Origin of the sequence: Bacillus sp. SH7-1 (assembly GCF_008042405.1) — a bacterium.
GTDB classification, from domain to species: Bacteria; Bacillota; Bacilli; order Bacillales; family Bacillaceae_G; genus Bacillus_A; species Bacillus_A thuringiensis_N.
Window position 1 is genome coordinate 60,834 of sequence record NZ_QNUD01000032.1, and the last position, 22,494, is coordinate 83,327.

The window sequence follows — 22,494 nt, forward strand, 5'->3', positions numbered from 1 at the left end:
GATCTGTATGAATAACTATTGAAAAATGTAACATAACTAATGGTAAGCAATTGTTTCTAATTATATTTTGATTGGTAAAATATAAAGGAGGTTATTATATGATTTGGTCTTTAATCGTCGGTGGTATATTAGGATGGCTTGCGAGCTTAATTACTGGAAAGGACGTACCTGGTGGTGTAATTGGTAATATTATTGCTGGTATTATCGGTTCTTGGGTTGGTTCGAAATTACTTGGTAGTTTTGGTCCGGTCATTGGCGGATATGCAATTATTCCAGCTTTAATCGGTGCGATCATTTTAATTTTCATCGTAAGCTTCTTATTACGAGCAATGCGAAAATGAATGTAGGGACTGTTTACATTTGTAAGCAGTCCTTTTTATATGTTATGCTAGTATTATACAATCAGGAGGTGTCAGCATTGAAAACATTTACAGTAAATTTCCATCAAGAAGATAATGCTAAAGCGACAACAGTACATAAATTAAGTGAAGAGGACTTCAACAAAGCAACAGAAAAAGGCACTCGTCATCTATTTGATTTAGATACAAACGTTGGATTCTTCGTATTCTTTGACGCAGAAGATGCAGAAGGAAACGATCAATACTTAATGTTACAATACGAAGGCGATCATGAAGAGCCAACTGCGTGCTACGGATTTGATTTAAAACTATACTATCAATTTTTAGCACTGTACTTAAATGATCTTGAGTTCCAAGGTGAAACAGATGAAGAAGAGGAAGAGTATGGCCCAATTCATCATTTAGCTCACTTACTTTATCATATTGTTGAAGATGGTAAGTCAATCGAAGTGTAATATACATATTTGAAGCTGTCCTTTTTGGGCAGCTTTTTTATATTATATAGAAATTGTGTACTGTGAGCTAAATAAATTAATAATAGAACTTTATTTATTAAGTAGGATTATTGATTGCTTTCATGTTTCATTCGTAAAACATCTGTTATAATGACTGTAATTAAATTCATGGAGGCTAATTCTATGCTTGTAGATGTAAAAGCTTTTATTAAAGCTGCAGGTTTAACATGTATTTCATCATTAAGTGGAGATAATGCATTTGCTTATAATTTTGAAACTGTAAAAAGCGCTATCGCTACATTTTTTAAGAAGTTAAGATTTACCGTTTAATTTTATTTCAACCAGTAGGAAAAGAGTAATCACTTCCTGCTGGTTTTTTCTGTTTCATGGAGCTTTGTGACAGCATGTTTTATATAGATAGAGGATATAATCACTGAGAAGAGAAGGTATAAATAAGGAGATGGATACGATGATAAACAATACAATTCCAAGTTTTTTAAAATTATGGGAAAGCATCGACGTAGAATTAGCAGTCCTCAATCAATACTTCACTTCGCATCCAGAGATATTTGAAGAATACTTTAAGTTTCATTGTCCTAAAACGAAAGAACGTCTCTCTAATGCCATTAACCTATATCCCACAAAAATAGAAGATATACGTATCATTGCAGAATCATTACCAAACATTATTCAAGAGATAACGAATGAATATCATAACAAATTTAACTTTGATGTAAATATGAAATTTCATTTATTTGTTGGAGCTTTTGGCTCTAATGCATTTGTAGAAAGGGAGATTATTGGAGACATATTTTTTGCGGCAGAAAAATTATCTCCAGATTCAAATCATCTTCGCGTTATTGTCGCTCACGAAATAGGACACATATATCATAATGTTATGTTACAAAATGATGGAATGGACTGGGGGAAAGCCGAGTGGACCGATGCGACAGTTAATTTGTATCGTGAAGGTGTTGCAACTTATTTATCAAAAAAAATTGTTAACAATTTAAATGAGTCTGTTTACTATTCATATAATAGTGATGGTGATCCATGGCTACAATATTATAAAGAAAATGAAGAGAAAATAAAGAAACGTTTTTTACAAGATTATGTTGACGGATGGACGGCTGAAAAAGAGAAAGAATGGTTCCGTTTATCAGGAGGAAACTATTTCGGATATAACCGACTCGGTTACTTTTTAGGAACAGCTTTTGTAACATATATTGTACAAGCTTTTGGAGAGAGTGAGGCACTGACTTTTTGGAGCAATCAAAATTTGAAAAGTAGTGTAATGGATTGGTTATCGAAATGAACAGGATTTAATAGGGGGCTGAAATGTATGAAAGTATATGTAAAGATTACTATGTTATTTCTCACTTTTACATGCCTATTTGCATTAGCCGCATGTAAAGGAACAGATGAAAAAAAGGAAACAAACCCGATCTCGGAAAATAGTGAAAACAAACAGAATAATTCTTCTGAAGAAAAGAAAGAGCCTGATGCAAAATCAAATAATGAAGGATCAACAAAATCAGACACTGACTCACGCCCGAAAGATACAGTAATAAATCAAAAATCAATTAACCACATTAAAGAATTATTTGAATTAGCGAAAGAAGGAAAAGTACCTAATGTTCCGTTCGCAGCTCATACAGGAGATATTGAAGAAATAGAAAAAGCGTGGGGGAAAGCTGATAAAACGGAGCAAGCAGGAAACGGAATGTACGCAACCTTTACAAGTAAAAATGTTTCCTTCGGTTTTAATAAAGGATCACAAGTTTTTGATGTACGCTCCTATCATGCAGAGCTAAAGTTAATTACATTACAAGAAATTGAAAAGGCATTAGGAAAACCAAACTCAGTTAAAGTAAATGGTGAAGATAAAATATATGTATATAAAGTAAACAATCAGTTTGAGTTAAAATTTATCATTCCAAAATCGACTGGTAAGGTAAATCATATTTCGGTATTTTCGCCAGAGGATAGTATAAATAAAATGGCAGGGTAATAAAGAAGGCTATCACCAAGGTCATCAAGACTTTTGTGATAGCCTTCTTTTTACTGTTAAAAGGATGAGGAAAGCAGCCTATAAAACATGAGGAGTTTGCTCTGAAATGTCTTTTTTTATTTTATTACGCTCTAAATTTTGAACAAAAAGAGCTTGAATAATGCCCCCAATTATTAAGAAACAAGCACAAATATAAAATAGCATACTGCCGTTTAGTTTACTTAATAAAACGGCACCAAGTACAGGACCGCACGTTCGGGATATATCCCAATGTAACCCGTAAATTGAAAAATATAATCCACGTTTATCTGAAGGAGCGATTTCTGAAACAAATCGAAGTAAATGGTTTAAAGCAATGCTTCCACCGATGACTAAAAAGAGTATTGTGAAAAATAGTGACGCGATTGTTGCTGAAAGCCCGTAGCCAAGTGCAGCTACTGTATAGCAGGCATAAGAAATAATGATGATTTTCGCCATGGAAAATCGTTCAGACCATTTCACGAGGAAAACTTGCAGAAAGATTTCCATAATAGCTTTGCATGTTGAAATAAAAACGAGTATGAGTTCGAAATCCGTAAAAGTATGTTTCACGAAAATAAGATAATTCGTCTCAGTTTGTGCATAAAAAAAGCTAATAGGAAGTGTAGAAACCATAAGTCCAAATACGGCGTAATGTTTGCGTACAAAATGTTTTGGGGATGATCTTTCAAGCTTTTGCGTTGGTGTTGTCATTGCCGGAGCGGTTTCTGGAAGCTGCGTCCAAACAACGAGTGCATATACTATAAGTGCAGTGCTTTGCACCATAAATACATATTCAGGGTGTGTCTTATAAAAAATAGTACCAACTAAAGGGCCGATTAGAGTACCTATTGCTCCCATCGTTTGCAGAAGAGAGAAGATTTCTGCTTGCTGCCCAGGTTTTGTTAAATCAGCTATTTGTGCACGTTGAGCAGGAATATATAAGGAACGGCCAATCCCATTTATGACATATAACAAAGCAAATATAAAAACGGATTGAGCAAAGATGAAGCTACCGATTGCAACGCTTTGTAGCAATAAGCCGAGTAACATAATTTTCTTTCGTCCATATTTATCAGTGACTCTTCCTGCAATAAGTGTAAATATAATGTCCGAAAGCGGTTGTAACCCGAAAATAAGCATAGTCATCATAATATTGCCGTGTAGCATCTTATTAACATAAATAATCATAATAATAGCTAACATTGATTCTGTTGTTCGAGTTAATAATTCACCGCACAGTCTAATGATAATTGGTTTATTGTAACGTAATAAGAGATGATTCAATATTATTTCCTCCTTTCTATATTGAAATGATAAGATGAAAGGAGAATTGGAAAAAGGGTAGAAAGAATAGGGGATATTTTTCACCTTTTAGGGGGAGTATGATGTTTATTTTAGATCAATACATTGAGCTATGGATTACCTATGGGAAAGGGAAAAAAGAAGGAGAACAATTAGAAATAACAGTGCAAAATATATCCGAAACATTATTTTGTACAGAGCGTAATAGTAAATTAATTATAAAAAAATTAGATGAGTTAAATTGGATCGTTTGGTTTCCAGGTCGTGGGAGAGGCAATCGTTCTAAACTAATATTTCAAAAGCAACCGATATCATTGATTTTAGCTAAAGGAAAAGAGATAACGAGAAAAGGGGATGTGAAAAGCGGAATTTCATTTGTGGAGCGCTACAGCTCACAATTTCCGTCAGTAAAGAAAGAGTATGAAGTTTGGATAGATTCAATATTTGGTCATAAAATAGAAAGGACATCCGAAGGGAGAAGAGATGTCCTTCGTTTGCAGGTTCAAATGAATTTAGACATTGCATTAGATCCGGTCTACGCTACAATGCGTTCAGAATGTCATATGGTAAAACATATTTTTGATACACTCGTATATGTAAATGAGGAAACAAACTCTATAGAACCAAGGCTTGCTTTTCAATGGGAATATGATGATACTGAAAAGGTATGGACTTTTTATTTACGAAAAGGCGTTCGTCTTCATAATGGGAAAAGACTTACTGCACATCATGTTATACATTCATTAAAACGATTTATGAAAGCTGAAAACAACCCGCATGCATGGATGTTACAACATGTTGAAAGTTTCCGTGCAGTGGATGAATTTGTTGTTGAAATTCAATTACATACAGAAAATGGGATATTTTTACATATGCTAAGTGCAGAACAGTGTTCTATCGTAAATGAAGATGAAGCGGGAAACTTCATAGGTACAGGACCTTTTATATTGCGAGAGAAGAATACACATTTATTTGCATTAGAAGTGCATGATTTATATTATCGTGAAAGACCTTTTCTTGACCGGATTGAACTATTGAATATAGAGCAAAATGTAAATACATATGACGTATTAGTAAAGGCGCAGTATAAAGATAAAGAAAATCTTAATAAAGAACTGTCACGGCTCGAATCGAATGTGACATATGTAACGTGTAATCTTGTAAAAGAAGGGCCAATGCAAGATGAGCTGTTTCGTAAAGCACTATATAAAATTATTCATGGTGATAAAATCGTTCAAGAACTCGGCGGAGAACGTGGAGAAGTGGCAAAGAAACTAATATTAGCAAATGAAAGCATAGTAGATATTGAAGAAGATATCGAAAGTTTAATTAAAAGGAGTACATATCATAGTGAAGTGCTACAACTATACACATTTACAGGACGAGATCACGTTGAAGATGCACAATGGATACAAAAAGAGTGTGCGATGTACGGGATTCTTGTAGAAAATAATTTTCTTGAAATAGAAGATCTGTTAGAAATAAGTACGATACAAAAGGCTGATATGATGCATGATAGCGCAACAATTAGCGAACGAATAGAAGATAGTTTGCTATATATGTTTCTTACAAAAAACAGTTTTATTTATGGGCAAAGCAGAATGGACTTTCATAAATCATTGGCCCCTTATTTTAAACAAGAACAAGTAGAGAAAAGAGTTACACTGTTACGCGATATTGAAGACACTTTGTTACGTCAAATTCAAGTTATTCCTTTATATCGTAACAAACAACAAATAACTTCTCACGAAAAAGTACAAAATATAATGATTAATTCACAAGGGTGGATTGATTTTTATAAAATATGGTTTAAACCTTGATATATAAAGGTTCTTATGCATTTTCATTAGATGTGTAAGGACCTTTTTTGTATGTAAAATAGGTTTGTTTTACACATTGTTACGATACTTGTGATAAAAGTCTATTTACAGCGTAACAGTGTTATGTTACATTGTTATCAGGAAGGAGTGTTATACAGTTGAGTACAGATTTAATTTCAAAAAAAGATTTATTAGAACTTACTGGTATTTCATACGGACAGTTATATAGGTGGAAAAGAAAAAATTTAATACCGGAAGATTGGTTTGTACGAAAGTCTACATTCACGGGTCAGGAGACATTTTTTCCGAAAGAAAAGATTTTAGAGCGAATTGATAAAATCCAAACGATGAAAGAGGATCTATCACTTGATGAACTAGCGAATATGTTTTCACCGAGTGTGAGAGAAATTCTTTTAACAAAGGAAGACATTTTACGTAAAGGGATTGCATCAGAGCCAGTTCTACAATTCTTCATAGAACAAACGAATAAAACAACAGAGTTTCAATTTGTAGATATTCTTTATGTGTACATGTTAGAAGAATTACTACAATCGGGAGAGATTAGTTTAGAAGAAGGAAAAATGGTCTTGCAAGTTTTACGTGAAAATTATGAAGCAATTAAACATAAAACGTGTGACTTAATCATTGTCCGAAAGTTAGGGATTTCTACATGTTTCTTAGTTTCAAACGTGGAAGATTTAATTTTTGAAAAAGGCACTAAAATCGTTTTACGCGAAGCGATTATGAAATATACCGAAGCATTAAAAACTAAATTGTTGTAGTGGAGGAGAAAGTATGCGTACAGATAATTTGATTATAAATGGTTACGGTTCATCGAATGGTGGCGAGTTTCATAAAGTGCAATTAAACGGAAAAGGAACTGTGAATGGGAATGTTGAATGTGAGCAATTTGAATGTAATGGTTACGGTGCCGTTACTGGAAACTTAAAAAGTAGCAATGCAAGAATTAGTGGATCAGGTAAAGTCGATGGTACAGTACTTGCAGAAAAGATGCGAATTGATGGGAAAGCAAACAGTTTGAAAATTGCAGGAAAAAGTACGATAGGTGGAAATGTCACTGGCGAAGAATTTAAAGTCAATGGTCAAGCGACAATTGATGGTAATTGTGAAGTGGATACTTTTTCTTCAGAAGGACAATTTACAATTGGTGGGTTATTAAGCGCCGATGAAATAAATATTAATATTCACGGTACATGTCGAGCGAAAGAAATTGGTGGTCAAACGATTAAAGTAAGACATAGATCAGGTACATTTAGTAGGCTATTTAAAACAGTATTTGGCTTGCAGTTAGAAGCTGAGCTGCTTGAAGGTGACAATATCGATATTGATTATGCTCACATAAGAACGGTAAGAGGAAATAATGTTACAGTAGGACCGAACTGTGAGATTGAACTCATTGAATATACAGGTATGCTTACTGTTGATAAAAGCGCAAATGTAAAAGAAATTAAGCAGGTTTAATGGGAGGGAGTAAGTAATATGGAACATCCACATAGTCTCACAGTAAATGGTTCCGGTAATTCAGCAGGCGGAGATTATAATAAAGTGAAGATTCGCGGTGAAGGAACAATTACGAATGCTATGAGTTGTAATGAATTTAAAACGTATGGCACGAGTGATGTACGCGGTGATATGAAAGTGAAAAATTATATTGTGTATGGAGATAGCGAAGTACAAGGAAATGTAGATGCGGAATATGTAAAAGTATATGGTAATACACAAATTCATGGCGATGCACATATTGAAAAAACAAAAGTTAGAGGTATGATAGATATTGCAGGAAAGTTTTCAGGTGATTTTGTCGATGTAAAAGGTGCTTTAAATGTGAAGGAAGATATTGAAGTAGAAAATTTATCATTAACTGGTGGTCTTGAAAGTGATGGATTACTAAATGCTGAAAACATTCAAATCTCACTTCGTTATGAAGGAAGTAAGGTAAGAGAAATTGGTGGTAAAAAAATTACTATTCGTAAAAAAGCGAGATTTTTTCCTTTTACTAGTCATGTTGGAAACCTCCAAACTTCAATTGTTGAAGGAGATGATATATATTTAGAACATACGATTGCTGAAGTAGTGAGAGGAAACAATGTTACAATTGGCCCTGGTTGTGAAATTAGTGTTGTAGAATATCATACTAGTTTTAATCAAAAGGGTAATGCAGTCGTAAAAGAACATAAACAAATATAAGTAGTACGAGGGAGAGCAAGGTTATGGTTGAGAAGAATAATAAGCTCGGCTTTGTTGTGGCGGGCTTATTGCTAGGTATTTTAATGGCATCAATGGATAATACCATTGTCGTAACAGCGATGGGAACGATTGTTGGTGACTTAGGAGGCCTTGAAAACTTTGTATGGGTCGTTTCTGCCTATATGGTCGCAGAAATGGCAGGTATGCCGATATTCGGTAAACTATCAGATATGTATGGTAGAAAAAGGTTCTTTATTTTCGGTTTAATCGTCTTTATGATTGGTTCGGCACTTTGTGGTACTGCTGAAAACATTACACAGTTAGGTATTTATCGTGCGATTCAAGGTATTGGCGGCGGGGCATTAGTACCGATCGCATTTACTATCGTTTTTGATATTTTCCCTCCTGAAAAGCGCGGGAAAATGGGTGGATTATTCGGAGCAGTATTTGGTTTATCAAGTATTTTTGGACCGTTGCTTGGCGCGTATATTACAGATTATATTAGCTGGCACTGGGTATTTTATATTAACTTACCGCTTGGCGTTTTAGCACTTATTTTTATTACATTCTTTTATAAAGAGTCACGAGTTCATAGAAAGCAAAAAATTGATTGGTTTGGGGCAATTACTTTAGTTGGTGCAGTAGTTTCGTTAATGTTTGCGCTTGAACTTGGTGGACAAAAGTATGACTGGGATTCTAGCTTTATTTTAAGTTTATTTGGCGCATTCGCTATTTTAATTATTGCATTTATTTTTATTGAACGTAAAGTAGAAGAACCGATCATTTCGTTTGAAATGTTTAAACAACGTTTATTCGGGATGAGTACCATTATTGCATTATGTTACGGTGCTGCGTTTATGTCAGCAACTGTATATATTCCATTATTCATTCAAGGGGTATACGGTGGTAGCGCAACAAACTCAGGGTTATTACTTTTACCGATGATGTTCGGATCAGTCGTAACAGCGCAATTAGGCGGATTTTTAACGACAAAACTTAGCTACCGAAACATTATGATTATTTCTGCGGTTATTATGCTAATTGGACTATTTTTATTAAGCACATTAACGCCAGAAACAAGTCGTGCATTATTAACAGTGTATATGATTATTATCGGATTTGGAGTTGGATTCTCATTCTCTGTACTAAGTATGGCAGCTATTCACAACTTCGGTATGGAACAGCGCGGATCTGCAACTTCAACGAGTAATTTCATTCGTTCATTAGGAATGACGCTTGGTATTACAATCTTCGGAATGATCCAAAGAACAGGTTTCCAAGATCAATTAGAAGAAGCGTTTAAAGGGATGAGTGGGAGAATGAATACAAATGCTTTAGGAGATTCAAGAGCTATTCTATCAGAATCGGCAAGATCTCAAATTCCGCCGCAAATATTAGATAAAATTGTTGACGCTCTTTCTAGCTCAATTGTTCAAACATTTATGTGGGCATTAGTACCAGCTGGTTTAGCATTCATATTTATTTTCTTTATGGGCAATGAGCGCATGGTAATTAAGAAACAACAAAAGAATAATAAGAACGAAACATCCAAAGCGTAATGAAAAAGCTCCTTTCCAATTGGAAGGGAGCTTTTTCGTATGTACAGATTTAGATTAGCCTTCGATGATTTCGTATTCTTCGTCTGCTAATAATAATATTTGTGTTTTCTTACCTTTGTTTTGAACTTCGATTACATCATATGTACCTAAGTCTCGTAGCTTGCTTTGAGAAGCGTTAACCATAACTTCCATAGAATCGATTAAGATATCTTCTTCAATGTATGATTCAGGCAATGCCATATCTTCAGTTTCTAATACACATGCGTATAGATTTTGTAAGTTGTCAGCAGTTGGATTTTGTTCCTCAACATCAATGATGTTTTTTACTGCTTCCATATTTTCTTCTTTTGCTTGGTATACTTTAATTTTAGCCATTGTTTTAATCTCCTTTATAACGTAATCGTAGAGGCTACACCTTATTATAACGTTTTTTTCATGAAAGATGAAATTGTTATATGTATTTATAGTAAAAATTATGTGTTATTCCTTATACTTAGTGTGAATTCTTACGTTAAAGTTATATTGTCCAAGCTTTTTTTATACTCCGCTCATATTATATGTATTAGATAAAAACATATAGGGAAGGGATGGAGTGTAAGTGGATTGTGAGCCGAAACGCGATTGTGGATGTTGCCAAAATAGTATATGTGAATTTTTACAAAGTCTTGAACCGTATACTAAAGTTGAGAGTATTGTAATAGCAGGAAATGGAATTGTTGTATCTTATTTTCTTTCATTTAATAAGAGGAATGGTATCGTATCCTTCGTACAAGAGGACAATGAGGTTATTTTTGTAGATTGCTCTAAGATTGATGCAATTCGAATAGGAAAAGTCTGTAGTTGTAAAACGAAAGTTAAATTTATTGAAGAGGATTTTAGTCTACTTGGAAATATTTGTCCGCAATGTTTAACCGAAGGAAGTACACTCTTTTTTGACTTTCACAATCCAGAATTGAATTTATCACTGCAAGCAAAAACAATTGATGCACCTAGTTGTACTGAATTTATAGATGAAAATGGCAATGCAGTGAAGCAGGTTACAATAGTTGGGGAAGCAATTGTTTCTAAAGACTTTGTTCAAGTGCCTGAACTATTAAACTTTCGATTAGTTTTATCTGATACGGCTGGGAATCCTTTAAAGTTTGGAATACTGTTCATTAATTTCCCAGATCTTACGTTTATTATTCTTTTCGCATCGAGTGGATACCTCAACATTTCGAACTGTTTGAGATTAGAGAGTGGAACTGGTAATGCTGAAATAGAAGAAATGAAAAAGATGATAAAGAATGGCAATAATACGTACAAATCAATTATTAAGCTGACTAAAATATATAAAAATGGCGCTACAGAATCCTTTACTTCTAAGAAGGAGATATAACGTATCCATATTGATTAACCCTCTTACAAGATAATGAGGGTTAATCAATATGCGAATTGGATGGTATTAAAGCAAATAAGAAAAGGGCTATTGAAGTAGCCCTTTTTTAACTATGTAAATAGTTGTTAGTAACTTTTATTAAGATTAATTAATGATTGTGTTATTTACTAAATTCTTTTTGAGCTCCCATGTAGCTTCCGATGATATTTTGATAACTTGGAAGATGTTTAGCAAGTAAAGCTCCAAAGCCTTCAACATCATTTCGCCAGTCACGCTGTAATTCAGCTGCAATGCTAAACCAGTTCATTAATTGAACTTCTCCATGAGCCATACGCATAAGAGCGGCATCAGCGACTTGTTTATTAAAAGATCCAGATGCATCAGTTGCAATAAACACTTCATATCCTGCGTTTACAGCGGATAGCGCTGGGAATACAAAACAAACATCAGTAACGACGTCTGCGATAAGATGTGCATTTTACAATTGTAAAAGCGAATTTTACTTTTTTGATTAGATGTTATAATAATTTTATATTTATGAATAATATATAATTATATGGAATTTAGTAGACGTTTGCTTATATGTAGAATAAAAGGGCTTATGAAAAAAGTAGAGGTACATTGATTCTAATGAAAGCAGGAATGTGAATGATATATGAAGTGAATATACATACAAGAGAAAAATTAGTTACTATGTTCGAAGATTTCAATAACGTTGTTTTACTTTCTTATTTACAAGGTCATATGGGTAACGCTTGGGTAAATGATCTCGAAAATCCAACAGTAGCACAAGTTACGGTAGGGATTTTCACATTTTACGCTGGGGATTCAAATGTGAAAGAAACAGAAGAATTACTACGTAACATTCCTGATAGAATGTTAGTAATTGTAAATGGTGAAGAGTGGAAAAAGTGTTTAGAAACATTTTACGAAAGAAAAATAGATAAGTTTTTACGCTATAAATTTAAACGTAATGCAGAAGTTTTTGATCGTTCAAAATTACAATCCTTTATATCAGCACTTCCAAATGGCTATGAGTTACGAAGAATAGATGAACATATTGTAAATATCCCTACATTACATAAGGTCTCTGAAGATTTTATAAGTCAATTTCAATCAGTAGAAGATTATTTAAACCGGGGTATAGGGTATAGTATTTTGTATAAAGGAGAAGTTGTATGCGGTGCATCATCATATAGCATTTATGAAAAAGGGATTGAAATTGAAGTGGCGACTAATCACAATCATAGAAGAAAAGGATTGGCGACTATAGTTAGTGCAGCGCTAATCTTGGCTTGTTTAGAAAAAGAGATATATCCAAACTGGGATGCAGCGAATACTACGTCAGCTAAACTAGCAGAAAAGTTAGGATATATTTTTGATAAGGCGTATGATACGTATTTTGTGGATAATAGATGAAATCGTTGTACATAAAAGAGCAGCTAGCATAAGCTAACTGCTCCTCTCCAAGGGGGAATGGAAAATACAATCATGTTACTTACATTATTGACGTAACATTGATTTTTAATCAATCGTCTATAAAAGTTGAGATAAAATATTTTTGATTAATCCTGAGGCTCCAATTAAGAGTACTGATAGAAAAACGATTGAGAATATACTTTTTTTAGGTTTTTTAAACTCTATGAATAAGTTAATAATGGCACCAATCGCAACAACAATAAAGATAATGAGTCTTACTACATCTATCATGAATAACGCTCCTTTTAATTACTTAATTGTATTATATAGGAATTCATCTTGTGATTGGTTTGTTGGAATGCGATTTAAGGTAATTTTAAACAAACTAATCTTTTATACAAAAGTAAGGTTAAGGAAAAAGACAGCGTATATAGTAATAGTATATCTTGTAGAAGCTGTTGTTGACCAAATAAAGTAGGGTTATTATTTATACGGAAAGTATAAATAATATTTTTATATATGCTCTCTTTAGGTATTTTTACAACTTAAATAATAAAACATGCTTTTCATAATGATCCAAACACCAATTATATTTTTCTAGAATAATTGGATGAACAACTTCTTTCGTAGTATCGACCTCTGTATAGCCATATTTCTTATAAAAGTGTTCTAATTCCTCAAAAGGAAGACAATATACATTTGGTACTTGTAATTTCTTCGCAGTTTCTACTAAAGATGAAACGAGTTCTCCGGCTAACTGTATTCCTCTATATTGAGGGAGAATATAAATTCCACCCATTTCTAAAGTATCTTCATCTATTTGGACTAATCGTCCAACACCTGCATACTCATTGTTGTATGTAATGATTGCAACTTTATCTCTTTTTAAATCACTTCGTACAAATCCTATTGAGTCATATTGATTATTAATCCATTCTAAATCGTTAGATGTAGCCATTTGCATCCTCATTTGCATCCTCCTTTGGAAAACTAGCGCTATCTTCATTATATAGAACATAAGATGCTACATCAAAAGAACCTTGATATAGCAGATTTGTTAAATTTCTTAGTTGAAGGTGTGGGTTTGCTGGTATTGAAATGATGACTTCAACAAACAGAGGATAATGACCTTGTGAATTTAGTGTTACATAGTCAAAAATTAGTTTATGTGTTTTGTAACGCATTATTGTTTAAGCGTATAGAGTTTATAGGCTTATTTTAATTAGTAGCTACTGTATTAATTGGAACTATTAAGGGAATATGATAATCACCAGCTAGAGTGATAAAAATCGTATTAGGATTTAGTAAAAAAATCCTCCTGAAAAAGGAAAATGGATATAAATATAAGAGCACTTCGAAAAGTGCCCTTCAGTAACGACTACTCATTCTAAAAAGAAAGGATGCAATATATCATATGAAGTTAAGTGTATTTAATTATGGGCCTTTTATATAAAAGTTTTATTTTGTTCCGAATAAAAAGGCGGTTGTTTCCGCAACCACCTTTCAGTAAAACAAAGCACTTTTTATGAAATAAATTATGAATGATCCCTAAAAAGGTTATAGGATATACCCACATTTTTATAACTAAAGTGACGAACTCAGGTTATAAGGAAGGAACAATTATATTGTATGAAATCTATTCTAGAGTAGTCACAAAGAAAGTTGTCTTCTTATTAGAAGGCAGCTTTTTTTATTAGAAAAAGAAGTAGAAGATTAAGTTACTTGTCCAAACAAATTTTAAAAAAATACATAAAATGCTATTAGTTAGTCAATATTTTAATATTGCTAATTTTTAAGACTAAAAGGGGTGATTTTATGTGTGAATGTGAAGTTTGTAGAAGAAAGAAAAATCGGGATCCATTAAACCGGGAGTTTGAGCCGAAAAAACGAGTTCCTGAGCCAAAAAAAGAGGATTGTGAGCCGAAAAAAGAGGATTGCGAGCCGAAAAAAGAGGATTGCGAGCCAAAAAAAGAGGATTGTGAGCCAAAAAAAGAGGATTGTGAGCCAAAAAAAGAGGATTGTGAACCAAAAAAAGAGGATTGTGAGCCAAAAAAAGAAGATTGCGAATCATTAAATTATTATTCGTTTAGTAAAAATGCAAATTTTTTAGAGGAAGCTATACAAACAGATGAAATCGATCAAATTTCTGAGGAATATATTGAAATAGTTGATTCAGCAGATGTACAAGTTACTACTACAGATACAAAAGCTGCGCTATCTATCCAAGCGGCATTACAAGCAGCTATCGTAGTTGTAGTAAGTATTTCTATAGCAGATAGTGAAAAGGCAGATAAAATAACACAAGAATTATTTCAAAAATCAGCTATTAAACAAATTAATAGACAAAAAACATTTATTAAAAATTCCAGAAACGTAACCGTAACAACTACTGATACGGATATTGCAGTGAATATTCAAATTCTCCTTCAAATTTTATTAGCTTTATTAGTTAAACTAAACATTTTATAAAGTGTCTATCCTATTGATATTTAGCTATAAGTTTTCACTCTAAGTAAATGTTTTTTGTTGTAATACGTGGTACAAGCTTGGACTTTTTATTATGACTGAATTACTATTCAAGATTAATGGTAAAGCAAGTGTGGAAAACTACAAATAAAGATAAAATACATGATTTAACAGTAATGAAACTTATATTTATGTGAAGTGAAGGAAAGCTGTCTTCTTATAGAAGCCAGCTTTTGATTTTATTAGCAAAAAGAAGTGAAAATAGAAGATTAAGTTACTTGTCCAAGCAATTTTTATTTCATTACATATAATGCTCGTAGATATTTAAAATTTTTATAGAAAATTGATTGGAGTGAATATTGTAAATGGATGATTTAAACAAATTTTCTTCCTTTAAGTTTGATAAGGATCAAAAGAATATAATTATAGACCTTTTACTCTCAGATATTTTTAATAGGCATGGGATAAATGAAGAAAAACTAAAAAATTTATCGCCAGAAAAAAAGCAGCAAATTAAAAGTATTGTTTCTGAAATACAATCACAAGTTAATAATTATTTAGATTGAAAGGGGGTGAACGTATGGACAAAACATGTCATTCAGATGAAAATAAAAAGTGGAGTGCATTAGATTCCTCAAATCCTCATCCATCTTTTAAAAATGCTAGCGTTTCAGAAGCAGCTGCGCAAGAAAGTAAAACTTACCAAATTTCTGAAGAATCAATTACAATTGTTGATTCAGCAGATGTAGAAGTTACTACTACAGATACAAAAGCTGCGTTATCTATTCAAGCTGCATTACAAGCAGCTATCGTGGTGATAATAAGTATTTCTATAGCAGATAGTGAAAAAGCTGATCGTGTTGCACAAGAATTGTTTCAAAAATCATCTATTAAACAAGTTAATAAACAAGAAACTGTTATTAGAAATTCTAGAAATGTTACAGTTACGACTACTGATACAGATATAGCTGTAAATGTTCAAATTCTTCTCCAAATTTTATTAGCGTTACTAGTTAAATTAAATATTTTATAAAATGTTTAACTTGTTTTTTATATATGCTGCTTCTTAGTGATAAATATTCACTGTTTTAATTCTAGTACAGGCTATAAATATTAATCATAACTGGACTAATATTTAACATTGCATAAATAATAATGTAAACAAACAATGTGATGGAAAATAAAGTTTGGTTATTTTTTTAAAAATTTAAAAGCCGTTTCCTTTATTGGATTTGGCTTTTAAATTTTAAATAGTATAAATTTGAAAAGACTATATTGAATTAAAAAATAAAATATATAAATGCAAAATAATTATAAAATCATTTGTGTTATAGAAAGAATAATAAATAGTTAAAATAGAATGATTTTTAGTAAAGGTTCAGGTTTTGAAGAATAGTGCATACAATATAAAGTGTTTTCCTTTCTTCATTTAAGTTTTACGTATATAATTTAAAAGTACTATTTTTTATTTTATTATTTTATATTTATAACAGAATAGAGGTTTAAAAATGGGTGTTAAAATCATTACGGATAGTGCGGCGGATTTACCGGTAGAATTGCTGCAAGCATATGATATTGATTTAATTCCACTCCGTGTATATGATGAAGCAGAAACAGAGTATTTAGATGGAGTAACATTAGAGTCAGTTACATTATTGCAAAAAATGAGAGAAGGCGCTGTTTATAGAACGTCATTGCCTTCACTTGAAACTTTCCAAGAAAAATTTGTTTCTTATGCAAAAGAAGGTAATCCTTGTATATATTTAGCTTTTTCATCTGAACTGTCTGGTACATATCAATCATCAGTTGTCATTAAAGAGGAAGTAAAAGAAACATATGCGGATTTAGATCTAGAAATTATTGATACGAAATGTGCTTCGCTTGGTCAAGGTCTTGTCGTTTTAGAAGCTGCTAAAATGGCAAAAGACGGCGCATCAAAAGAAGATATTTTAAACCATGTCGCTTTTCTAATGAACCATATGGAGCACATCTTCACTGTAGCTGACTTACAGTACCTTGTTAGAGGTGGACGTTTAAGTAAAGTAGCTGGTTTTATCGGTGGTTTACTAAACATTAAGCCTATCTTAAACGTGGAAGAAGGAAAACTTGTACCACTTGAAAAGGTAAGAGGGAAAAAGAAAGTATTAAGCCGTATTGTTGATATTATGGAAGAACGCGGAAAAGAGCTTAAAGGTCAAACAATTGGTATGACTCATGGCGATGACTTAGAAACAGCTGAAGCATTAAAATCATTAATTACGGAAAGATTTGGCTGTGAAGTATTTATCGTAAACACAATTGGTGCAGCAATCGGAGCACATACAGGACCTGGCGTTATAACGTTATTTTTCTTAAATGAAGTAGAGTAAAGGATTGATCTTTTGATCAATCTTTTTTTTCTTCAAGATAATGCTACTGTTTCTGTAGCAGATGAGCTGAAATAATTTAAGGAATTATTAGATATGGGCGTTATTACAGAAGCTGAATTTAATGCGAAGAAAAAGCAGTTACTAAATATAAGATGTTAAAAAGATGATTCTTTTTCCAACAGAATCATCTTTTTTGTGTGTTGAAGTCTTTTGGTTATAAAAATCTAAATATTTCAAGATGTTAAAATTTAGTTATCTCATATATAATTGTTTTACGGGAGATATCTGTAACTATTTGTAAAAATAGGAGGCGGCTATAAAATGCATGAAATTGCTAGATGGGATTTAAATCGATTATATACGTGTGGAGACATTATATTTCCAATATTGGAGTTAAAAGAGCAATATATGGTGACAAAGGATGTAAAAATCCTTTCAAAACTTATTCAAGCTATTGAAAAAGCAGAATACTATTTGTACTGTCAATCGGCTGAAGAAAGTGTTGCATCGGATAATACTAGATTGACTGTGAAAGTAAAGGAATTAAAAAGTGAAGTGCAGCAAATCATACAGCAAAGTGAAGTGGAAATTACTGATAATACTAGGCTAATAAAAGATGAACTACATGCGTGGGAAAATATGTACATACAATTAAGGAATAGGATAGAAATAGAGCACAATAATCAGCAATTATCATTTGGACAAGCAAATCATATTGCAATGAATAGTGATAATGAAAAGGAAAGACTAGAAGTATTCGAGTTATTAACAAATGCCTTACATAAGGAAAAAGAAATTTTTGCTACTGTATTGAATCAAATAGGGAGATTGCGTAATACAAAGAGTAATGAATTAGTAGATAGAGAGATTTTAACGCAATCTCTACATTCGAATGGTATTTCTGAAACTGTATTATTGCAAATGTGGAATGCGACAGAAGGAAATATTGATACATTAGTAAGTGCTTTAAACACGTATAAGGAAGGAGAAGCTTTGATTACTTGGCATGAACTTATGGCAGTAAAGGAAAATAATGAGGCTATTATTCCTTTTTCAGTAGCAGTACAAAACTTATATGACGCATTAAAGGATATTCATGGAGAATTAGCAGAATTTGCACGGAATGCAATAGTGAGTGGATGGGTAGATGCGGAACCGAGAGATAATAAACCACCAGGTGGCTTTTGTGCTCCTTTTTTCAGTGAAAAAGAATCACGAATCTCTATGCGTTATGACGGAAGTATTGATAGTGTAAAAGTACTTGCGCACGAACTAGGACATGCTTGGCATTTTTATAATATGAGTTTTGAGCAATCTACTTCTTTTTTAGATGATTATTTGCCAATGAGTACGGCTGAATCGGCGTCTATATTCTTTGAAACCGTGCTTATAAACTATCTAATTCAAACAACAGATAGTATAGATATGAAAAAGTCATTGCTTAGTTGGAAAATACGAAACAGTTTTAATTATGTAATGGCAATACGAGCATCATTTGAATTTGAGAAGAATTTTTATGAAAAGTGTAAAGAAGGTCCATTAAGTACTGATGAAATAGAGAAATTATCTATAGTAGCGCAAGAAAAAGCATATGGGCATGCGTTATCAAAATATCAGCCCTTTGTGTGGATGAAATACATTCAATTTTATATTGCAGATGTTCCTTTTTATAATTATCCATACACATTTGGGTATTTAGCTAGTTTTAGTTTATTAGAAATAGCTAAAGAAAGTAAAAGTACTTTTCATTCGAAATATAAGGAGTTTTTACGAGAAACAGGAAAAGCTCCAGTGGAAGAGCTTATGAAAAAACATTTTGAAATCGATATAACAAGCTATGTATTCTGGGATAAAGCTTTTAAACAAATTTCTAAAGATGTTGATGAATATTTGCAACTGATGTAAGGGGAGAGTATAGTGGATAACCAACTTATAAAGGGGATACCTTTTTCAACTTTAGAATATGAAAAAGCTATAAGTTTATTAAAACGTTGGCTACATGAACAACAAGAGAAACCAAGATTTGTAGTAACTGCAAATCCTGAAATTGTTATGTCTGCAAAGGAAAGCACGGCTAAATCAAAACAGTTTAAAAAGATGTTACTTTCTGCAGATTTAATAACAGCGGATGGGATTGGCGTCATAATAGGCTCGAAAATATTAAAAGGAACTTTGAAAGAACGTGTTACTGGGGCAGATATCACTCACGATTTAATAAAATACTGTAATGACAATGAATATCGTGTCTTTCTTTTTGGAGCTGCGCCAGAAAGTAATAAAAAGGCACTAAAAAAATTAAATGAGCAGTTTCCGGGAGCACAGTTTAAAGGACAGCATGGATTTGTAAATGGCGAAGAAATAGAAGAAGTGAAAGTGAAAATTAAGCAATTCAAGCCGCACTTACTACTAGTAGGACTAGGTTCACCAAAACAAGAAGAATTCATCTATGAAAACATACAAACATTAAACATTCCACTATCTATTGGTATTGGAGGTATGATCGATATATTATCTGGTACTGTAAAAAGAGCACCAAAAATTATGAGGGATACTGGAACTGAATGGCTGTATAGGTTACTTTCGCAGCCGAAAAGATTTAAGAGACAACTTGTACTTCCGAAATTTTTAATTTCAGTTTTGGTAGAGAGAATGAAAGGAACAGCAAGTTAAGAAAGGATAAAAAAGATGATAGAGCCGTTATCTAATGAAAAAGCTAAAATGATATTACAAGAGCTGCAAGTAGAGTGCGAATCTTTATTTGAATTTAAAATACAAAAAGTAATTCCAATTCATCGTGGTTGGTTAAACTTAAAGTGGAAACTCGAAACGGATGTAGGGAACTTTGTATTAAAGCAATATAATAAAGAACGATATAAGTTATATGACCCATTAACGTTATTGCAAGCATTACAACAACAGCAAAGATTACATAATAATGGGGTAAGATGCCCAAAATTGTTAACTTATAAAAATAATGTAATGCATATATCAAAAACTGATGAAAGATTTATAGCATTAGAACATAAAGAAGGTAATCTAGTCTCACCAGGAAAGGTGAATGAAAAGGAAATCCACTCTCTTGGTCAGACGATAGGTCATATGCATAAATTGTTAAATGACGGCAATTTAATAGAAGGAGAAATCCCTAAATTTGTTCCGCCTACTAAAGAGGAAAGGTTGACACATTGGGAAAAGAAAAGGAGAGAAGCAGAGAAGCTAGGAAAAGAGCACATTCTTCCTTATATAAAATTACAACAAGAGGCAACACAATTGGTAAATGTAGATCAATTTTATAATAGTAAAAAGGGATGGGTGCACCGCGATCTATGGGTAGATAATTTCTTATTCCATAATGATAAAGTCTCAGCAATTTTAGATTTTGATCGTATGGATTATGATTATGTAGAATTGGATATTGGACGTGCGGTTATATCTTGTGCCTTACATGATGGGAGTTTAAATAAGAGTCTTGTTGCATCATTTTTAGAAGGGTACCGCAATGAATTAGACTTTCCAGTAGGGAATATTGTTCGGGCAATTCAAATGCTTTGGTACATGGAGAGTACTTGGTGGATTCATGCCAATATGGATCAGCATAGTGTACCACCTTCACGTTTTGCGGATGAAATGAATTGGATAGCTGAAAATTACGGTGCATTACATAATATGTTGGCAGGCTTATAAGTGAAAAGGGGACTATATTCATGAATAAAATCGGCATTATCGGAGCAATGCAAATTGAAATTGACTTACTTTTAGAAAAACTAGTTATACAAGTGGAACAAACAATTGCGGGAATGCCTTTTTACATTGGTGAATTCATGGGAACAGAAATAATTGTTACAAGATGTGGTGTAGGGAAAGTTAATGCAGCCGCATGTACGCAAACGTTAATTCATAAATTTGATGTAGATGCTATCATAAATACGGGTGTTGCTGGCGGGCTACATCCAGATGTAAAAGTTGGCGATATAGTTATTTCAACGAATGTAACTCATCATGATGTAAGTAAGACTCAAATGAAAAACTTATTCCCGTTCCAAGAGGAGTTTTACGCAAGTAAGAAATTAATAGAGTTAGCACGTACTGCATGCAATAGTAGTAGTTTACATATTGGGGTTCATGAAGGAAGAATTGTAAGCGGTGAATGTTTTGTTGAAGATTCAAACCTAAAGGCGAAATTAATAGATGAATATGCACCGCATTGTACAGAAATGGAAGGTGCAGCAATTGGACAGGTTGCTTACATAAATGAAGTACCGTTTCTCGTAATACGATGTATTTCAGACAGTGCCGACGATGAAGCTCAAATTTCTTATGATGACCTCGCGAAAACAGCCGCGAATTATTGTTCAGAAATTATCGTTGAGATGCTGAAAAATATATCGAGTAAAACTTATAGTTCAAAAGGAGATAATGACATGTTACAAGCATTAATTTTTGATATGGACGGAACGTTATTTCAAACAGATAAAATTTTAGAATTATCGTTAGATGATACATTTGATCACTTAAGATCATTACAGTTATGGGATACGGTAACACCTATTGAAAAATACCGTGAAATTATGGGTGTGCCGTTACCGAAAGTTTGGGAAGCTTTATTACCAAATCATTCTCTTGAAGTAAGAGAACAAACCGATGTATATTTTTTAGAAAGATTAATTGAAAACATTATGAGTGGAAAAGGTGCATTATACCCAAATGTAAAAGAAATTTTTACATATATAAAAGAAAATAATTGTTCAATTTATATTGCTAGCAATGGTTTAACTGAATATTTACGAGCAATCGTATCTTATTATGATTTAGACCAATGGATTACTGAAACATTTAGTATTGAACAAATAAACTCACTTAATAAAAGCGACTTAGTAAAAAGTATTTTGAACAAATATGATATAAAAGAAGCAGCTGTAGTTGGTGACCGGTTATCTGATATAAACGCAGCTAAAGATAATGGCTTGATTGCGATTGGATGTAATTTTGATTTTGCACAAGAAGAAGAACTTGCTCATGCAGATATAGTAATAGACGATTTACTTGAGTTGAAGGTAGTATTGCCTACTGTGCAACGATTATAAAGTGTGTGCAGTTTTTTGCCAATTCCTATATATCTTATTCCAA

General features: G+C 32.7%; 24 protein-coding genes and 2 pseudogenes. 21 read left to right on the forward strand and 5 right to left on the reverse strand.

Translation table 11 applies throughout. From position 1 onward, the window contains the following. Nucleotides 1-98: 98 nt before the first annotated feature. The 5 genes from DN390_RS23040 to DN390_RS23060 all read left to right on the forward strand — a co-directional run bounded on the left by DN390_RS23040 (nt 99) and on the right by DN390_RS23060 (nt 2,825). The gene (locus tag DN390_RS23040) at nt 99-341 is read left to right on the forward strand and encodes a GlsB/YeaQ/YmgE family stress response membrane protein (protein ID WP_000638306.1); all 243 of its coding nucleotides are present in this window, start codon (nt 99-101) and stop codon (nt 339-341) included. A gap of 77 nt (nt 342-418) precedes the next feature. Further along, nucleotides 419-814: a hypothetical protein gene (locus DN390_RS23045; protein WP_000847587.1), complete on the forward strand. Its 396-nt coding sequence runs from the start codon at nt 419-421 to the stop codon at nt 812-814. Between the two features lie 183 nt (nt 815-997). Further along, nucleotides 998-1,144 (forward strand): hypothetical protein, encoded by a 147-nt coding sequence (locus DN390_RS23050; RefSeq protein WP_029442588.1) that lies wholly within the window; start codon nt 998-1,000, stop codon nt 1,142-1,144. Nucleotides 1,145-1,283: 139 nt separating this feature from the next. Next, entirely contained in the window at nt 1,284-2,129 is an 846-nt protein-coding gene (locus DN390_RS23055) for an aminopeptidase (RefSeq protein ID WP_147808555.1), read from the forward strand. 27 nt (nt 2,130-2,156) lie between these two features. Then, nucleotides 2,157-2,825 (forward strand): YjgB family protein, encoded by a 669-nt coding sequence (locus DN390_RS23060; protein WP_147808556.1) that lies wholly within the window; start codon nt 2,157-2,159, stop codon nt 2,823-2,825. A gap of 78 nt (nt 2,826-2,903) precedes the next feature. Here DN390_RS23060 and DN390_RS23065 read toward each other — a convergent pair whose 3' ends face one another. Continuing rightward, on the reverse strand, nt 2,904-4,130 hold the full coding sequence (locus DN390_RS23065) for an MDR family MFS transporter (RefSeq protein ID WP_147808557.1): 1,227 nt from the start codon (nt 4,128-4,130) through the stop codon (nt 2,904-2,906). A gap of 101 nt (nt 4,131-4,231) precedes the next feature. On the opposite strand from DN390_RS23065, the gene DN390_RS23070 reads away from it, so the two are divergent. From DN390_RS23070 to DN390_RS23090, 5 genes are all read left to right on the forward strand, one after another. Beyond that, on the forward strand, nt 4,232-5,968 hold the full coding sequence (locus DN390_RS23070) for an ABC transporter substrate-binding protein (protein WP_147808558.1): 1,737 nt from the start codon (nt 4,232-4,234) through the stop codon (nt 5,966-5,968). 158 nt (nt 5,969-6,126) lie between these two features. Next, on the forward strand, nt 6,127-6,750 hold the full coding sequence (locus tag DN390_RS23075; protein WP_060631226.1) for a YhbD family protein: 624 nt from the start codon (nt 6,127-6,129) through the stop codon (nt 6,748-6,750). A 13-nt stretch (nt 6,751-6,763) separates the two neighbouring features. Then, nucleotides 6,764-7,450, forward strand: coding sequence for a polymer-forming cytoskeletal protein (locus DN390_RS23080; protein WP_147808559.1), 687 nt, complete (start codon nt 6,764-6,766; stop codon nt 7,448-7,450). A gap of 18 nt (nt 7,451-7,468) precedes the next feature. Beyond that, on the forward strand, nt 7,469-8,176 hold the full coding sequence (locus DN390_RS23085; RefSeq protein ID WP_147808560.1) for a cytoplasmic protein: 708 nt from the start codon (nt 7,469-7,471) through the stop codon (nt 8,174-8,176). A gap of 23 nt (nt 8,177-8,199) precedes the next feature. Continuing rightward, complete coding sequence (locus DN390_RS23090) at nt 8,200-9,735, forward strand: MDR family MFS transporter (RefSeq protein ID WP_147808561.1); 1,536 nt, start codon at nt 8,200-8,202, stop codon at nt 9,733-9,735. A gap of 54 nt (nt 9,736-9,789) precedes the next feature. Here the strand turns inward: DN390_RS23090 and DN390_RS23095 are convergent, their stop codons facing one another. Beyond that, nucleotides 9,790-10,110, reverse strand: coding sequence for a hypothetical protein (locus tag DN390_RS23095; RefSeq protein WP_060631222.1), 321 nt, complete (start codon nt 10,108-10,110; stop codon nt 9,790-9,792). Nucleotides 10,111-10,333: 223 nt separating this feature from the next. Between DN390_RS23095 and DN390_RS23100 the strand changes: the two genes are divergently transcribed. Further along, complete coding sequence (locus DN390_RS23100; RefSeq protein ID WP_147808562.1) at nt 10,334-11,113, forward strand: BC_2878 family exosporium-associated protein; 780 nt, start codon at nt 10,334-10,336, stop codon at nt 11,111-11,113. 160 nt (nt 11,114-11,273) lie between these two features. Here DN390_RS23100 and DN390_RS23105 read toward each other — a convergent pair. Further along, nucleotides 11,274-11,582, reverse strand: a pseudogene (locus DN390_RS23105) (isochorismatase family protein); the annotation flags it as partial. 179 nt (nt 11,583-11,761) lie between these two features. Between DN390_RS23105 and DN390_RS23110 the strand changes: the two are divergent. Further along, nucleotides 11,762-12,532, forward strand: a complete 771-nt coding sequence (locus tag DN390_RS23110) for a GNAT family N-acetyltransferase (RefSeq protein WP_147808563.1) — start codon at nt 11,762-11,764, stop codon at nt 12,530-12,532. A gap of 117 nt (nt 12,533-12,649) precedes the next feature. Here the strand turns inward: DN390_RS23110 and DN390_RS30770 are convergent, their stop codons facing one another. Both DN390_RS30770 and DN390_RS23115 read right to left on the reverse strand, forming a co-directional pair. Beyond that, the gene (locus tag DN390_RS30770) at nt 12,650-12,823 is read right to left on the reverse strand and encodes a hypothetical protein (RefSeq protein WP_179955773.1); all 174 of its coding nucleotides are present in this window, start codon (nt 12,821-12,823) and stop codon (nt 12,650-12,652) included. 247 nt (nt 12,824-13,070) lie between these two features. Further along, a complete protein-coding gene (locus DN390_RS23115; RefSeq protein ID WP_147808564.1) occupies nt 13,071-13,502 on the reverse strand; it encodes a GNAT family N-acetyltransferase in 432 nt (143 codons plus the stop codon). An 845-nt stretch (nt 13,503-14,347) separates the two neighbouring features. On the opposite strand from DN390_RS23115, the gene DN390_RS23120 reads away from it, so the two are divergent. From DN390_RS23120 to DN390_RS23160, 9 genes and pseudogenes are all read left to right on the forward strand, one after another. Continuing rightward, nucleotides 14,348-15,001: a spore coat protein gene (locus tag DN390_RS23120; RefSeq protein ID WP_147808565.1), complete on the forward strand. Its 654-nt coding sequence runs from the start codon at nt 14,348-14,350 to the stop codon at nt 14,999-15,001. 362 nt (nt 15,002-15,363) lie between these two features. After that, complete coding sequence (locus DN390_RS23125; RefSeq protein ID WP_000342253.1) at nt 15,364-15,564, forward strand: spore coat protein W; 201 nt, start codon at nt 15,364-15,366, stop codon at nt 15,562-15,564. Nucleotides 15,565-15,578: 14 nt separating this feature from the next. Continuing rightward, nucleotides 15,579-16,031 (forward strand): spore coat protein, encoded by a 453-nt coding sequence (locus DN390_RS23130; RefSeq protein WP_147808566.1) that lies wholly within the window; start codon nt 15,579-15,581, stop codon nt 16,029-16,031. 475 nt (nt 16,032-16,506) lie between these two features. Further along, nucleotides 16,507-17,367 carry a DegV family protein gene (locus DN390_RS23135; RefSeq protein ID WP_147808567.1) on the forward strand — a complete coding sequence of 287 codons (861 nt, stop codon included), beginning with the start codon at nt 16,507-16,509 and terminating at the stop codon, nt 17,365-17,367. Nucleotides 17,368-17,406: 39 nt separating this feature from the next. Beyond that, nucleotides 17,407-17,526 (forward strand): annotated as a pseudogene (locus DN390_RS23140) (SHOCT domain-containing protein); the annotation flags it as partial. Nucleotides 17,527-17,688: 162 nt separating this feature from the next. Next, nucleotides 17,689-19,272, forward strand: coding sequence for a M3 family metallopeptidase (locus DN390_RS23145; protein ID WP_147808568.1), 1,584 nt, complete (start codon nt 17,689-17,691; stop codon nt 19,270-19,272). A gap of 12 nt (nt 19,273-19,284) precedes the next feature. Next, entirely contained in the window at nt 19,285-20,037 is a 753-nt protein-coding gene (locus DN390_RS23150) for a WecB/TagA/CpsF family glycosyltransferase (protein ID WP_147808569.1), read from the forward strand. 15 nt (nt 20,038-20,052) lie between these two features. Next, nucleotides 20,053-21,051, forward strand: a complete 999-nt coding sequence (locus DN390_RS23155) for a phosphotransferase (protein WP_147808570.1) — start codon at nt 20,053-20,055, stop codon at nt 21,049-21,051. Nucleotides 21,052-21,071: 20 nt separating this feature from the next. After that, the gene (locus tag DN390_RS23160; RefSeq protein WP_147808571.1) at nt 21,072-22,451 is read left to right on the forward strand and encodes a 5'-methylthioadenosine/adenosylhomocysteine nucleosidase; all 1,380 of its coding nucleotides are present in this window, start codon (nt 21,072-21,074) and stop codon (nt 22,449-22,451) included. The last annotated feature ends 43 nt before the right edge of the window (nt 22,452-22,494 follow it).

What these genes read in the sequence shown, in the direction of transcription:
- DN390_RS23070 (WP_147808558.1), top strand. Translation starts at nt 4,232, where the DNA reads ATGTTTATTTTAGATCAATACATTGAGCTATGGATTACCTATGGGAAA.
- DN390_RS23125 (WP_000342253.1), top strand. Translation starts at nt 15,364, where the DNA reads ATGGATGATTTAAACAAATTTTCTTCCTTTAAGTTTGATAAGGATCAA.
- DN390_RS23155 (WP_147808570.1), top strand. Translation starts at nt 20,053, where the DNA reads ATGATAGAGCCGTTATCTAATGAAAAAGCTAAAATGATATTACAAGAG.
- DN390_RS23055 (WP_147808555.1), top strand. Translation starts at nt 1,284, where the DNA reads ATGATAAACAATACAATTCCAAGTTTTTTAAAATTATGGGAAAGCATC.
- DN390_RS30770 (WP_179955773.1), bottom strand. Translation starts at nt 12,823, where the DNA reads ATGATAGATGTAGTAAGACTCATTATCTTTATTGTTGTTGCGATTGGT.
- DN390_RS23130 (WP_147808566.1), top strand. Translation starts at nt 15,579, where the DNA reads ATGGACAAAACATGTCATTCAGATGAAAATAAAAAGTGGAGTGCATTA.
- DN390_RS23110 (WP_147808563.1), top strand. Translation starts at nt 11,762, where the DNA reads ATGATATATGAAGTGAATATACATACAAGAGAAAAATTAGTTACTATG.
- DN390_RS23145 (WP_147808568.1), top strand. Translation starts at nt 17,689, where the DNA reads ATGCATGAAATTGCTAGATGGGATTTAAATCGATTATATACGTGTGGA.
- DN390_RS23085 (WP_147808560.1), top strand. Translation starts at nt 7,469, where the DNA reads ATGGAACATCCACATAGTCTCACAGTAAATGGTTCCGGTAATTCAGCA.
- DN390_RS23115 (WP_147808564.1), bottom strand. Translation starts at nt 13,502, where the DNA reads ATGAGGATGCAAATGGCTACATCTAACGATTTAGAATGGATTAATAAT.
- DN390_RS23060 (WP_147808556.1), top strand. Translation starts at nt 2,157, where the DNA reads ATGAAAGTATATGTAAAGATTACTATGTTATTTCTCACTTTTACATGC.
- DN390_RS23135 (WP_147808567.1), top strand. Translation starts at nt 16,507, where the DNA reads ATGGGTGTTAAAATCATTACGGATAGTGCGGCGGATTTACCGGTAGAA.
- DN390_RS23040 (WP_000638306.1), top strand. Translation starts at nt 99, where the DNA reads ATGATTTGGTCTTTAATCGTCGGTGGTATATTAGGATGGCTTGCGAGC.
- DN390_RS23050 (WP_029442588.1), top strand. Translation starts at nt 998, where the DNA reads ATGCTTGTAGATGTAAAAGCTTTTATTAAAGCTGCAGGTTTAACATGT.
- DN390_RS23090 (WP_147808561.1), top strand. Translation starts at nt 8,200, where the DNA reads ATGGTTGAGAAGAATAATAAGCTCGGCTTTGTTGTGGCGGGCTTATTG.
- DN390_RS23080 (WP_147808559.1), top strand. Translation starts at nt 6,764, where the DNA reads ATGCGTACAGATAATTTGATTATAAATGGTTACGGTTCATCGAATGGT.
- DN390_RS23095 (WP_060631222.1), bottom strand. Translation starts at nt 10,110, where the DNA reads ATGGCTAAAATTAAAGTATACCAAGCAAAAGAAGAAAATATGGAAGCA.
- DN390_RS23160 (WP_147808571.1), top strand. Translation starts at nt 21,072, where the DNA reads ATGAATAAAATCGGCATTATCGGAGCAATGCAAATTGAAATTGACTTA.
- DN390_RS23120 (WP_147808565.1), top strand. Translation starts at nt 14,348, where the DNA reads ATGTGTGAATGTGAAGTTTGTAGAAGAAAGAAAAATCGGGATCCATTA.